This window comes from Acrocarpospora sp. B8E8 (assembly GCF_039871605.1).
In the GTDB taxonomy this organism is placed as follows: domain Bacteria; phylum Actinomycetota; class Actinomycetes; order Streptosporangiales; family Streptosporangiaceae; genus Acrocarpospora; species Acrocarpospora macrocephala.
The window spans coordinates 86,715-99,783 of sequence record NZ_JBDPLV010000034.1 but is presented as its reverse complement, the minus strand read 5'-3'; the positions used below and the strand labels follow the sequence as shown (position 1 = coordinate 99,783).

General features: G+C 67.3%; 10 protein-coding genes. 3 read left to right on the top strand and 7 right to left on the bottom strand.

Annotated features, from left to right (window positions below):
• Positions 1 to 27 precede the first annotated feature (27 nt).
• Complete coding sequence (locus tag ABGB08_RS29605) at positions 28 to 231, top strand: DUF397 domain-containing protein (RefSeq protein ID WP_347596404.1); 204 nt, start codon at positions 28 to 30, stop codon at positions 229 to 231.
• 71 nt (positions 232 to 302) lie between these two features.
• Here the strand turns inward: ABGB08_RS29605 and ABGB08_RS29600 are convergent, their stop codons facing one another.
• The 6 genes from ABGB08_RS29600 to ABGB08_RS29575 all read right to left on the bottom strand — a co-directional run bounded on the left by ABGB08_RS29600 (position 303) and on the right by ABGB08_RS29575 (position 8,318).
• Positions 303 to 1,196, bottom strand: coding sequence for a helix-turn-helix transcriptional regulator (locus ABGB08_RS29600; protein WP_347596401.1), 894 nt, complete (start codon positions 1,194 to 1,196; stop codon positions 303 to 305).
• Positions 1,197 to 1,344: 148 nt separating this feature from the next.
• Entirely contained in the window at positions 1,345 to 2,583 is a 1,239-nt protein-coding gene (locus ABGB08_RS29595; protein ID WP_347596398.1) for an oxygenase MpaB family protein, read from the bottom strand.
• Between the two features lie 198 nt (positions 2,584 to 2,781).
• Positions 2,782 to 4,572, bottom strand: a complete 1,791-nt coding sequence (locus ABGB08_RS29590; protein WP_347596395.1) for a glycoside hydrolase family 13 protein — start codon at positions 4,570 to 4,572, stop codon at positions 2,782 to 2,784.
• A complete protein-coding gene (locus tag ABGB08_RS29585) occupies positions 4,569 to 5,420 on the bottom strand; it encodes a sugar ABC transporter permease (protein WP_155354454.1) in 852 nt (283 codons plus the stop codon). Before ABGB08_RS29585 ends, ABGB08_RS29590 begins: the two co-directional genes overlap by 4 nt.
• Complete coding sequence (locus tag ABGB08_RS29580; RefSeq protein WP_347596392.1) at positions 5,417 to 6,994, bottom strand: ABC transporter permease subunit; 1,578 nt, start codon at positions 6,992 to 6,994, stop codon at positions 5,417 to 5,419. The genes ABGB08_RS29585 and ABGB08_RS29580 overlap by 4 nt, the downstream gene beginning before the upstream one ends.
• Before the next feature lie 10 nt (positions 6,995 to 7,004).
• A complete protein-coding gene (locus tag ABGB08_RS29575; protein WP_347596389.1) occupies positions 7,005 to 8,318 on the bottom strand; it encodes a maltose ABC transporter substrate-binding protein in 1,314 nt (437 codons plus the stop codon).
• A 213-nt stretch (positions 8,319 to 8,531) separates the two neighbouring features.
• On the opposite strand from ABGB08_RS29575, the gene ABGB08_RS29570 reads away from it, so the two are divergent.
• Together ABGB08_RS29570 and ABGB08_RS29565 are read left to right on the top strand one after the other, a co-directional pair.
• A complete protein-coding gene (locus ABGB08_RS29570; RefSeq protein ID WP_347596386.1) occupies positions 8,532 to 10,802 on the top strand; it encodes an alpha-amylase family glycosyl hydrolase in 2,271 nt (756 codons plus the stop codon).
• 44 nt (positions 10,803 to 10,846) lie between these two features.
• Positions 10,847 to 11,866: a LacI family DNA-binding transcriptional regulator gene (locus tag ABGB08_RS29565; protein WP_155354458.1), complete on the top strand. Its 1,020-nt coding sequence runs from the start codon at positions 10,847 to 10,849 to the stop codon at positions 11,864 to 11,866.
• Here the strand turns inward: ABGB08_RS29565 and ABGB08_RS29560 are convergent.
• Positions 11,858 to 13,042 carry a Bcr/CflA family efflux MFS transporter gene (locus tag ABGB08_RS29560; protein WP_347596383.1) on the bottom strand — a complete coding sequence of 395 codons (1,185 nt, stop codon included), beginning with the start codon at positions 13,040 to 13,042 and terminating at the stop codon, positions 11,858 to 11,860. The two genes, ABGB08_RS29565 and ABGB08_RS29560, sit on opposite strands and share 9 nt — an antisense overlap.
• Between the last annotated feature and the right edge of the window lie 27 nt (positions 13,043 to 13,069).

The following is a 13,069-nucleotide window of genomic DNA, read 5'->3' as shown; positions in this document are numbered from 1 at the left end:
AAAGACCGGCCGTGGAAGGGAAACATCATGGCGAGCAAGAGCTGGCGCAAGAGCACCTTCAGCGGGTCCGTCGGGGAGTGTGTGGAGGTCGCGGTGCTGAACACGATCGCGGTTCGCGATTCGAAGAACCCGCACGGGGCCGTCCTCTACTTCACGCCCGGCGAGTGGCGGGCGTTCTGCGCGGGGGTGCGGAACGGGCAGTTCGAGGTCCGCGAGGGAACCTTCGCCTGAGGGGCGAGAACGGGGGCCGCGGCCAAGGGGTCGCGGCCCTTCTCGTCGGGGCGGGGCTGGCCCGAGCATGGCTAGCTCATCTCGGTGCGTACCTCGGTGGCGAGTTCGGTGAGGAACTCTCGTGCGGCATCGTCAAAGATCGCCATCTCGGTGAGCAGCGACCATTGCTTCTCGTACAGCGTGATATCGAAGTCGGGGATGGTGAGCTTGGCGTGGTTGGTCTCCACCTCCACGAAGGTTTCCGCGGTGTCGTCGTCGCCGCCGTACACCGGGCCGTAGATGACGAAACCGTGCAGCGGCAGGACGGTCGACTGGCGGCCGTGCGGGATCAGCCCGATGGAGACGTTGTCCAGCGTGCTCACGGACGCGAGGCGATCCCACTGCGCGAGCAGCTGGGCCGGCGAGCTCGGCCGCCAGCGCAGCGCCGCTTCGGTGATCAGGAAGTCGAAGCGCCGGTCGCCCTCGTAGAGGGCCTCCTGCCGGAACAGGCGACTCGCCGTCGCGGCGGCCAGGTCCTCCTTCTCGTACGGCAAGACCGACATCGCGAACACCGCGCGCGCGTACGCCGCCGTCTGGAGCAACCCGGGGATGACCGCGCACTGGAAGTTGCGCACCAGGCGGACGGAGGACTCCCGCTCCTGGAAGTCGTCCTGCAGGTGCGGCTTGCCCTGGAGCGCGGTGCGCCAGGCGTGGCTTTCGTAGACGGCGGCCTGGGTCAGGTCGGCCAGCCGTTCGCGGGTGTCCAGGGGCGCGTCGACGGCCTCCGCCCAGCGCTGGACTTCCGGCAGGGAGGGCATGGTCACTCCCGATTCGATACGCGACACCTTGGACTGGCTGATCTGGACCCGGTGGGCGAGCTCACGACCGGACAGGCCGGACAGATCCCGCAGGCGGCGCAACGTGGCCGCGAGCCGCAAGCGGCGCGCGCGAGAATCGCTCCCCTCGCCTTCCGACACATCGGCCACGTCGCTGTCCCCCATTACCATGCGCGCTGATTCAAACTGACCCAGGCTGAATCAGCCCCCGTGACACGCAGTAAATGTAGACGCCTGATGGCGTCCTGGGCTGCTTACCCGGAGGAGATGTGACTGATTCGATACGATTCGCGCTGATCTATTTGTGGGCGTAGCCGCCGTTTGCGTAAGCGGAGGTGGGGAGGAGGTTGAGGAAGGTTTCGGTGAGGCTTTCGTTGAATTTGATCTGGGTGTTCCAGGTGAGGGGGATGGCGCGGGCCAGGGTTCGGGTGTTGCGGGTGGCCAGGGCGGTGGGGGGGATGAGGGCCTGGGCGGGGGTGCGGCGGATGGCGTACAGGTCGGAGATGGGGTCGCCGTTGATGTGGCGGAAGGTGGCGTTGACGGTTTCTGCGCTGATGGGTGGGAGGACGGTGGCCAGGGAGAAGAGGCCGGAGGTGGCGCGGACGGATTCGGTGACGAGGGCGCGGGAGTTGGCGTCGGGGGGTTGGTTGGTGGCGTCCACGAGGGTGAGGAGGCGGCGGGCGGTGGTGTGGTCGGTGATCGAGCGGTAGAAGCGGGGGTCGATGCCAAGCAGGTGGGCGATGTACCACCACGTCCGGTAGAGGTCGGAAATTTCGTTGGAAGTCAGGTCGTAGCCGAGGCGGGAGAGGCAGCCGTACGAGATGGGGAGGAAGTCGAGCCAGGTGCGGGCCAGGTCGACCTGGCTGATGGGCGTGCCGAAGGCGGCGACGTTCCAGCCGTTGGCGAGGGTTCTGGCGCGGGCTTGGGCGTGCAGCATGCGGACCTGCAGGGTGGCGACGTAGCCGCGGCCGCCGACGCGAAGCGCCCCTGGTTGCATGCAGCGGAGCAACCAGTCGGTGGTTTCCAGGAGGCGGCGCTGGGTGCTGTTGATGAGCTCGCCCGTGCCGATCAGGACGGCGGCGATGGCGGGCGAGCTGTAGGTGTGGGTCAGGGCGCCTAGCGCCAGGGTGAGCGCATGCGCAGGCAGCGGGATGGACATGAATGTCCTGGATCCACCCGTGTACGTCGAAGGGGTGACCCACGGGGGAATCGTCTCGTTGGCCCGGAGGAACGCGGCGAGCGCGGGCGGCGGGTCGGCGAGGGATTTCAGACCCTGCGCGATGCCGCTCTGGAGGAATTTCTTACCGTCCGAGCCAAGCAGCACGAGTTCGGCCACCACCGCGTCGGCGAGCGGGTCACCGACGTGGAGCATCTCGCCGATGAAACGCTCCGAGTCGCCGAAAGTCGTTCCGTCCCCTCGCTGGGTGGGCCATGGGGCCGCGGCGTGCGCGGGCCAGCGGCCGAGGGTCGCGAGACCGAGCCCGGAGGTCGCGCCGAGGAACATCATGCGGCGTCGGGTGAGGGTGGTCGCCTGCATTGGAAAATCGAGCTCCCCGGATCGGTGGCTGTCAGCGCACCCGATATACCCCCATGATCGTCAACTGTTGATCTTCAGCGCGGCAAGACTTCCCGCCGCATGGAAGCGGCCCGCCCGGGGTGGGGCCAGGCGGGCCGCGGGTGGTGTCCCGGTCCGGATCGGCTTGCTGCAGGAAGGCGTGCCGGATCCGGGCCGGGGTTAGAGGGACCAGACCTGGAAGGTTGGGCCGTCGGTGGGGAGGGTGAGGGTTTCGTCGGTCAGGGTGGTGTGGGCTCCGCCGTAGATGTTGTGGGGGATGTCGCGGGCGAGAGCGGCGGGCAGGTGGAGGGAGGTGTGGGGGGCGCGAGAGGCCAGGATCAGTAGGCGTTCTTCGGGGGATTCGCGTAGGTAGAGGAGGACGTCTGGGCCTGCGTGGAGCCAGCGGAGGCCGCCGTTGCGGAGGGCGGGGTGGGCTCGGCGTAGAGCGATCAGTTCACGGTAGACGTCGTAGGTCGGTTCGGCGAAATGGACAGAGTCGCCCCAGGGCATCGGGACGCGGGCGTCTTCGCCGTTGGCGCCTTCTATGCCGATTTCGTCGCCCATGAACATCATGGGCGTGCCGGGATAGGTGAACAGCAACCCGGCGGCGACGGCCACGCGCTCGGCGGTGCCGAGGAAGGTGCGGATGCGCGGGCTGTCGTGCGAGCTGAGCAGGGTGACGTTGGCGTTGGTGGCCGACCACGGCACGCCGGCCGCGAACGCGCGCATCGTCTGCGCGGTCCGCTCGCCGGGCAGCGCCCGCAGTGGCAGCGGGATGCCGGGGATGATCGGCCCCCGCTGGTACGGCGTCAGCCACGACCACACCGGCTTGGCGAAACCGGCGTAGTTCATGACGCCCTGCCAGCCGTCACCGGGCAGATCAGCCGTGTAGTCGTGAAAATGCTCCGCGAACAGGAACTTCTCCCCATCGACGACCCCGCGCAACGCCCGCGCGGCCTCGTGGTAGTGATCTTCCGCCCCCTGCCGCCCGGTCATGTTGGCGACGTCGATCCGCCACCCGTCCAGCCCGTACGGCTGCCGCAGCCACCGCGAAGCCACCGCCAGAATGCGCTCCCGCAATTCCGGCGAACTCCAGTTGAGCTTCGGCAGCGAAGGCACGTCGAACCAGGAGACGTACCCGCCGTCACCGGTCAGGTAGTAGTACGACGCCTCCGGCGAGGACGGATCGGTCATCGCCCGCCGGAACCACTCATGCGTGTCGCCTGAGTGGTTCGTCGTCAGGTCCCCGATGACCCGCATCCCCCGTTGATGCGCGGCGGCCGTGAGCGCGGCCAGCGCGGCGTCCCCACCCAGATGCGGATCCACCTGGTCGAACGAGGTCGCGTTGTACCGATGGTTGGACGCGGCCGGAAAGAACGGCGTCAGATAGACGACGTCCACCCCCAGCTTGACCAGATAGTCCAGCCGGTCCGCGATCCCGTAGAGGTCACCGCCATAGAACTGGATCCCCGCCTGCGGCCCCCGGTCGATGACCTTGTCGTTCCACTGCGCGGGCAACGCCCAATCGGGCGCGGGCAGATCCACCTGCCCCGACCGAGCAAACCGATCCGGAAATATCTGATAAATCACCGCATCGTCCACCCAGGCGGGCGGGCCGCCGAACGTGGTCAACCGGAAGTCGGTGGCATCGGTCGGGTCATGGTCGCTCAGCCCACCCGCGTGCAGCCAGATGTGCCCGCCATCCCCCCGATCCAGCAGAAACCGGTAACGCGTGTCCGGGTTGTGCACGAGCAGGTCGGCACGCCACCAGACCTCCAGCGCGTCCTGGTGATCGACGACCGCCTGCGCGTACCGCGGTTCGCCGTCGTAAACCGTGCGCGCATAGACGGCTTCGACCGGATAGCCGTGCGGAAGGCGTACATAAACAGGAACGATGTCGCCGAGTGAAGGGCTTTGTTCCGGCACGTGCAGGGCCGAACCGTCATGGTGCGGCACGAGCGCGACTTTCATCCCTTTACTGACCCCCTGAGAAGACCGGAAACGATATAACGCTGCAGGAAACGGAAGAGCAGCACGCTGGGGATCGCCCCGATGAGCGCCCCGGCGGCGAAGACGCCCCAGTTGGCGGAGAGCCGTTCGGAGATCAACGTGTAGAGGCCGACGGCGAGCGTGTGCTCCGACGGCGACTGCAGGATCACGCTGGCGACCAGGAACTCGTTGACGGTGTTGATGAACGCCAGCAGCCCGATGACGGCGAGCACGGGCGCGCCAAGCCGCAGGATGATGGTGAAGAACACCCGCGCGTGGCTTGCGCCGTCCACTTTGGCGGCATCGTCCAGCTCACGCGGGATGGAGTCGAAGAATCCCTTGATCAGGAAGGTGTTCACCCCCATCGCCCCGCCCAGGTAGACCATGACCAGCCCCCACTGGGTGCCCAGCCCGATACCAGGGAAAACACCCTTGATCCGCGCCATCAACAGGAAGATCGCGACCGCCCCGAGCACCTGCGGGAACATCTGCACGAGCAGCAGTCCCAGCAATCCGAGCCGCCGCCCCCGGAACCGGAACCGCGAGAAGGCATAGGCCGCGCTGGCCGCGAGCAGCACGGTCAGCACCGCCGTCGCTCCCGCGATGATCATCGTGTTGGCGAACCACCGCGTATACGGCAAGGTCGGCGAAGTGAACAACTTCAGATAGTTGTCCAGCGACGCCCCATCGAACAGCGTCGCCGAAGCGGTCAGCGTCCCACGCGGATTGAGCGACGCGCTGATGACAAAGACCAGCGGAAACAGCGCGAACGCCAGCATGAAGAACCCGACCAGGTGCCGCCATCCGGTGTCGGCCAGCCAGCGCCTCATGAGTACGTCTCCTCAAGCGAGCGCGTCCGCCGCAGCCCGAAGGCCGAGATACCCGCCACGATAACGAAGATCATCGCGGACATCGCGGAGGCGAACCCCCACTCCCGCCCGGCCCCGCCAAACGCGATCTTGTACACCATCGAGATGAGCAGATCCGTACTGCCCAGCGTGATCGGCGCCTCCGGCAGGTTGGGCCCACCCCCGGTGACAAAGTAAATCACCGTGAAGTTGTTGAAGTTGAACGCGAACGCCGCCACCAGCAACGGCGCCGTCGACACCAGCAACAACGGCAACGTGACCCGCCGGAAATGCTGCCACGCACTCGCACCGTCGATCTTCGCCGCCTCGTTGAGCTCGGCCGGAATCGCCTGCAACGCCCCCGTGCAGATCAGGAACATGTACGGGAACCCCAGCCACAGATTGACCAGCAGCACACTGCCCTTGGCCAGCCACGGATCATTCAGCCAGGGCACGTCAGCCCCGCCGAGCAGCGTCTGGTTCACAAAGCCGAACGTCTGATTGAGCATGCCCGTCCACACCAGCGCGCTCAGGAACGACGGCACCGCATACGGCAACACCAGCAACGACCGGTAGAGATTGCGCCCCTTCATCCCGGTCTTGTTCAGCGCCAGCGCCAGCAGCAACCCGATCGCGAAGTTGAACAGCACCGACAGCGCCGCGAACACGAACGTCCAGATGAACACCGAGACGAAAGGCCCGCGCAACCGCGTGTCGGTGAGCACCCGCGCGAAGTTGTCGAACCCGACGTTCTCCGTCCAGCCCGGCGTGAGGGTGCTCCCGTCGGCGGCCTCGTAATACCCCGAATGGGAAGCCGCGTAGACCTTGCCGCTCTCCACATCGGTCAACGTGTCGGCAGCCGGATCATGCCGCAGCGTCGGCCGGGCCAGAAACCCGGTGGCCCCATCCTGGGTACGCAACGCGCCCTGCGCGCCGAGCGGCACCCGCAGATCCAGAACCTCCTCCTGGCGCGTGGTCAGGTCACGCAACTCCAGCGTGCGATACCCCTCCACCGCCGTGGCCTTACCGGAGGAATCCCGCGTGATCCCCTCGGTCACCTGCTCACCGCCCAGGGTGACCTGACCGGCCGGGTCGGTGGCGAGCAGTTCCAGCGTGCCATCGCTCCCGGTGACCACCGCGACCTTGTAGAGCGGGCTGTCCGGGACACGCTTCTCCGAAACCGCGAGAATGTGCTCAAGCGCGCGCGGTTTCTCCAGGTTGTGGCCGTCGCCCACGTTGGTGAACGCCGCCGCCGCGGTATGGACGACGATGTAGACCTGGAAGACCAGCAGGAACAACAGCCCCGGCACCAGGTACTTGCCCGCCTCGACCCGCTTGCTGAAGTACACGTAGTCGGCGACCGCGGTGGCGATCGCGACGAAGCCGAAGATTCCCCAGTCGCCGACGGCGAAGGCCGTCAGCAGGCCGTAGACGGCCAGGGCGTTGATGGCGCCGAGCAGCGTGATCTTGCCGATCAGCGCCGCGGTGGAGGTGGACCCGCCCTCGGCCAGACGCGGGCGGTGAGCGCCGACGCGCTCACCGCCCTTGGTGGTCAATCCCACAAGATCAGCCGATCTTCGCGCGGATCTTCTCCGCGGCCTGCTTCATCAGCTTCTCCGGGTCGCCCTTGCCGAGCAGGATGTCGCGCTCGGCGTGGCCGTACTCGGTCCAGACCGCGTCCATGGCCGGGATGCTGGGGAGCGGCTGGCCGATGTCGCCGGCGGCCCCGAAACCGGCGATGATCGGGTCGCTCTTCACCTGGTCGTACACCGAGATCATGGCCGGGGGGCGCTTGCCGGTGTCGTACAGCTCCTTCATGACCTCGGGGGTGCCGAGGTAGTTGACCACGAAGTCGTTGGCGACGAGCTTGTTCTTCGCGTTCGCGGAGATCATGAAGCCCTGGACGCCGACGAACGGCGCGGCCGGCTTGCCACCCGCGGACGGGATCGGGTCGATCGCCAGGTCGATGCCCGCCTTCTGGGCGTCCTCCGTGCTCCACGGCCCGGTGATCATGTAGGGCGACTTGCCGGTGTTGAACGCCTCCTTGGCGATGTCCAGCGTCAGGTCGGCGGAGAGCAGCTTCTTCTTGCTCCACGACTCCAGCGCCTTGGCGAACGCCAGGCCGCCCGCGTCGTCGATGGTCAGCTGGGCCGGGTCGTAGCTGCCGTCCGGCTTGGTGGCGAAGATGCCGCCGCCGAAGGAGGTGTGCACCGGGTAGAAGTGGTAGGGGTCACCCTCAGGACCGACCTGCAGGCCCAGCGGCACGGTGGCCTTCTTCTCCTTGACCAGCTTGAGCGCGTTGTCCATCAGCGCGTTCCAGTCCTTGGGCGCCTCGGGCGCCAGCGCGGTGTTGCGGAACAATGCGATGTTCTCGATCGCGTACGGCAGGCCGTAGAGCTGGCCGTCGTACGAGAGCGCCTTGAGGGCGACTTCCTTGAACTGGGAGGTCTTGTCACCGAGCTGGATCGGGGCGACGGCGCCGTTGGTGACCAGCTTGCCCAGCCAGTCGTGCGCGCCGATGACGACGTCGGGGCCCTCGCCGGCCTGACCGGCGGTGACCAGGTTGTCGCGGATGTCGCCGAACTCCAGCTGCTGGACGGCGACCTGCACGCCCTTCTCGGTCGCGAACCTCTGCGCGATCTTCTGAATGATCGGCGAGCGGGTGTCGTCAGCCCAGATCACCAGGTCCGCCTGGGCCCGCTTCACCGGGCCGTCGGTGGGCTCGACGATCGTGGTGGCGCCCGGCGCCGGTCCTGAAGGGGTGGCCGCGGCCGAGGGAGCGGCGCTCTCGCCGCCTCCCCCGCAACCGGCGGTGAGCAGGAGGGTGACACCCGCGGCCAACGTTGAGACCTTGCCTGATCGCTTGAGGCTCAAACGCATGGTGGCTCCTAGGGGGAGATTCTCAGGCGGCCTGAGCGCCGCCCTTCTTGCGAAATCAGGGCAGCATTTGCGCTGCCGTCTTGCGAAAGCTAACCACGGATTTCGGCAAGTTTCTAGACAGTTACTGACATGTTGCAATCGGCTTGATACGGTCGCGCTCAGCCCGGCCCCCAGCCGGGAAGGACCTACCGTCAAGTGTTCTGGAGAACGCAGATGGCCGCCTTACGCAAGCTCGCCACGATCGCGGCGGGAGCGGTACTTCTCGCCCTACTCCCGGCCCAGGCCCCCGCCCTGGCCGCCGGAGCCCCCATCGGACCATTGACCCCCAAAGACGTCGTCTACCAGATCATCACCGACCGGTTCTACGACGGTGACACGGGCAACAACAAGCCCGCCGGATTCGACCCCACCCTGTTCGACGACCCGGACAACAACAACGTCGGCAACGGCAGCGATCTCAAGCTCTACCAGGGCGGGGACTGGGACGGCATCATCGCCAAGATCCCGTACCTGAAGAACATGGGCATCTCCGCCGTCTGGATCTCGGCCCCCTACCGCAACCGGGACACGGTCATCGAAGACCACCAGCCCGGCGGCGGCATCGACCGGTGGACCAGCTTCCACGGCTACCACGTGCGCAACTACTTCGCCACCAACAAGCACTTCGGCGCCCTGACGGAGTTCCGCTCACTGCGGGACGCGCTGCACGCCGAGGGCATCAAGCTGGTCATCGACTTCGTGACGAACCACACCAGCCGCTGGCAGAACCCCACCCTTGGCAACGCCGCCGAGGACGGCAAGCTCTACGAGCCGGACAAGGACGGCCTGGGCAACTACGTCTTCAACGCCGCCGGCGAGCCGATCGACAACAACAGCGACGGGATCACCGAGAACCTGCTCGCCAACCCGCACGCCGACGTCAACGGCTGGTTCCACGGCCTCGGCGACCGCGGCGCCGACTCCAGCAGGTTCGGTTACCGGCACAAGGAGCTGGGCTCGCTCGCCGACTTCTCCCAGGAGAACGCGAACGTGGTCAAGCACCTGGAGAAGGCCGCGCTGTTCTGGAAGGCCGAAGGCGTGGACGGCTTCCGCCACGACGCCACCCTGCACATGAACCCCGCCTTCACCAAGGGCCTGAAGGACGCGATCGACTCCGCGCCGCAGGGCCCGATGGCGCACTTCGGCGAGTTCTTCATCGGCCGCCCCGACCCCAAATACGACGAGTACCGCACGTTCCCGGACCGCACCGGCGTCAACAACCTGGACTTCGAGTACTTCCGGGCCTCCACCAACGCCTTCGGCAACTTCTCCGAGACGATGGCGAACTTCGGCTCGATGCTGACCCAGACCAGCAACGACTACATCTACGAGAACCAGGCCGTGACGTTCCTGGACAACCACGACGTGACCCGGTTCCGTTTCATCCAGCCGAACGACAAGCCGTATCACGCGGCGCTGGCCACGCTGCTCACCGCGCGCGGCACGCCGAACATCTACTACGGAACCGAGCAGTACGTGAGCTCGGTGAACGCCAGTGACGTGGCCGGCCGCCAGTTCCTGCAGACGGCCGCGCCCGCGTTCAGCCAGACCACCACGGCGTACAAGGTGATCCAGGCGCTGTCCGCGCTGCGCCGTACCAACGACGCGGTGGCCTACGGCGAGACGCAGATCCTGCACAGCACCAACGACGTGCTGGTCTTCAAGCGGCAGTTCTACGACAAGCAGGTCATCGTCTCGGTGAACCGGCAGCCGAACACGGCGTTCGTCGTGCCCGCGCTGTCGACCACGATCCCGGCCGGAACCTACACCGACCAGCTGACCGGCCTGCTCGGCGGCGCGTCCACCACGGTCGCGGGCGGGCAGCTCCCGAGCTTCACGCTGTCCGGCGGCGAGGTGAACGTCTGGTCCTACAACCCGTCGCTGGGCACCACGATCCCGCGCATCGGCGATGTCGTCTCCACCTCCGGGCGCGCCGGGAACACCGCCTACATCTACGGCACCGGCCTGGGTGGCGCGGTGACCGTCAAGTTCGGCACGGTCACCGCCACGGTGACGTCGAACTCCGACGGCCAGATCACCACCACCGTGCCCGCGGGCGCGGTCGCCGGGGTGCAGAACATCACCGTGACCAAGGGCGCCAACGTCAGCAACACCTTCCGCTACGAGGTGCTGTCCGGCAACCAGGTCCAGGTCATCTTCAAGATCAATACCGCCACGGTCCCCGGGGAGAACATCCACGTGGTCGGCAACATCCCGGAGCTGGGCTCGTGGGACGCCGCCAAGTCGACCGAGGCCATGCACAACCCGAACTATCCGGAGTGGTTCCTGCCGGTGTCGGTGCCGGCCGGAACGACGATCCAGTTCAAGTTCCTGAAGAAGAACGGCGGATCGACGATCTGGGAGGGCGGCTCGAACCGGAGTTTCACCGTGCCGGCCGACACGCAGGGGTCGACGGACACGACCGTCTACACCTGGCAGCCATGAAAGCCATCATGAATTCCTGCTGCAAGGACTGTTAGACTTTCAGCATGAAAGTGACCTTGACGGAAGTCGCCGCCCGTGCCGGTGTCAGCGAGGCCACTGTCAGCCGGGTCCTGAACGCCAAGGCAGGTGTGGCGGAGGACACCCGGGACCTGGTCCTGGCCGCGGTCGAAGCACTCGGCTACGAGCGCCCGTTCAAGCCCGAAGCCCCGCGCAAAAGCGCGGGGCTGGTGGGCTTGGTAGTGCCCGAACTGGAAAATCCCATCTTCCCGTCGTTCGCTCAGGTGATCGGCACGCTGCTGGCGCAGCAGCGGTACACGCCGGTGCTGTGCACCCAGACCCCGGGCGGCGTCAGCGAGGATGAGTACGTTGAAATGTTGTTGGAACACAACACCGCGGGCATCATCTTCGTTTCCGGCATGCACGCCGACACCCACGCCGACCCGTCCCGCTACCGGCGGCTGGTCGACCGGGGGCTGCCGATCGTGCTGATCAACGGGTTCCTGCCGGGGCTCGACGTGCTGTCCATCTCGGTGGACGAGAAGTCGGCCATGTATCTGGCGGTCGAGCACCTGGCCTCGCTGGGGCACGTCCGGATCGGCATGGCCATCGGGCCCGAGCGGTATGTGCCGGTGATCAGGAAGGTGGCCGGGTTCCTGGAGGCCGCGAAAGCCACCCTCAGTCTGGATTTGTCGGACATGGTGGAGCACACCACGTTCACCGTCGAAGGTGGGCAGGTCGCGGCGTCGCGGCTCATCGACCGGGGGGCGACGGCGATCATCTGCGGGTCGGACATCATGGCTTTCGGTGCCGTACGGGCGGTGCGTGGCCTGGGGTTGAGCGTGCCGCACGACGTGTCGGTGGTCGGCTTCGACGACTCGTCGGTGACCGTGTTCTCCGATCCTCCGCTCACCACGCTCCGGCAGCCGGTCCAGGCCATGGGCACGGCGGCGGTCCGGGGTCTGATCGACGAGATTCACGCGCTCTCGCCGCCCCGAGGGGAGTTCGTGTTCCGTACCGAACTGCTGGCGCGCTCCTCGACCGGGCCCGCGCCGTCGTCATCCTGAGTGTTCGCCGTGGCCCCGCCAGGGGCGGGCCAGGACGGCGAGCGCCAGGACCGCGCAGGTGAGGGCCACCAGCATGATGACGGCCATGGGGGTGGCACTGCTCTCCCCGAACACCCCCACGATGGGGGCGGCGATCGCGCCGAGCAGGAACTGGCCGCCGCCGAGCAGGGCGGAGGCGCTGCCGGCCGAGTGGCCCGCCACGCCCTGGCCGATGGTCATGATGGCGGGGAAGGCCGTGCCCATGCCCGCGATGGTGAGGATCAGGCAGGTCCAGGTCACGGCCATGTTGCCGCCGGTGGTGAGGTTGATGACGACGTGCGCGAGGGTCCCGGTGAAGGACACCGCGAGGGCGGTCATCAGCAGGGTGTTCAGGCGGACCCGGCGGGATAACGCGCCGAACAGGGCGGCCGCGGCGGTCATGCAGAGGGCGTTGACCGCGAAGACGACGCCGTAGCCGAGGGGGCTCATGCCGTACACGATCTGGAAGACGAACGACGAGCCGGACACGTAGACGAAGAGAGCGGCGGCGGCGCAGGACAGGGCGATGGCGTAGCCGACGAAGAAGCGGTTGCGCAGCAGGCCGCCCATGGCGTGGAAGGCGACCCGGAGGCCGCCGGGGTTGCGGCGGTCGGGGGGTAGGGATTCGGGCACGCGCCACCAGACTGTGGCGCACTGGGCGAGGCCGACCAGGGCGAGGACCAGGAAGACGGCCTGCCAGGGGGCGCCGAGCAGGATCAGGCCGCCGAGCAGCGGGGCGATCACGGGGGCGACGCCGGTGATGATGGCCAGGGTGGAGAAGTAGCGGGCGACGCTTGGCCCGCGATACCAGTCCACGATCACGGCGCGGGCCAGCACGGCGCCGCACGCGCCTGCCGCGCCTTGCAGAAATCTTGCGGTGGCCAGGAACTGCACGGTCGGGGCGAGGGCGCAGAGCAGGGAGAAGAAGCCGAACAGCGCGGTGCCGCCGAGCAGCAGGCCGCGCCGGCCGAGGGTGTCGCTGATCGGGCCGAGCAGGAGCTGGCCGAGGACGAGGCCGGCCAGGAAGGCGGTCATCGACAGCTGCACGCCGGAGCTGGTGGTTTCCAGGGTGCGGACCATGTCGGGGAAGGCCGGGACGTACATGTCGATGGCGAGCGGAGCGGCCGCCGTGAGGGAGGCGAGGGAGGGGAGCAGCACTAAGGGCCGGGGTGGAGCGGAGGGCAC

Excerpts from the sequence above, each read along its gene's own strand:
- ABGB08_RS29605 (WP_347596404.1), top strand. The coding sequence starts at position 28 with ATGGCGAGCAAGAGCTGGCGCAAGAGCACCTTCAGCGGGTCCGTCGGG.
- ABGB08_RS29595 (WP_347596398.1), bottom strand. The coding sequence starts at position 2,583 with ATGCAGGCGACCACCCTCACCCGACGCCGCATGATGTTCCTCGGCGCG.
- ABGB08_RS29590 (WP_347596395.1), bottom strand. The coding sequence starts at position 4,572 with ATGAAAGTCGCGCTCGTGCCGCACCATGACGGTTCGGCCCTGCACGTG.
- ABGB08_RS29585 (WP_155354454.1), bottom strand. The coding sequence starts at position 5,420 with ATGAGGCGCTGGCTGGCCGACACCGGATGGCGGCACCTGGTCGGGTTC.
- ABGB08_RS29575 (WP_347596389.1), bottom strand. The coding sequence starts at position 8,318 with ATGCGTTTGAGCCTCAAGCGATCAGGCAAGGTCTCAACGTTGGCCGCG.
- ABGB08_RS29570 (WP_347596386.1), top strand. The coding sequence starts at position 8,532 with ATGGCCGCCTTACGCAAGCTCGCCACGATCGCGGCGGGAGCGGTACTT.
- ABGB08_RS29565 (WP_155354458.1), top strand. The coding sequence starts at position 10,847 with ATGAAAGTGACCTTGACGGAAGTCGCCGCCCGTGCCGGTGTCAGCGAG.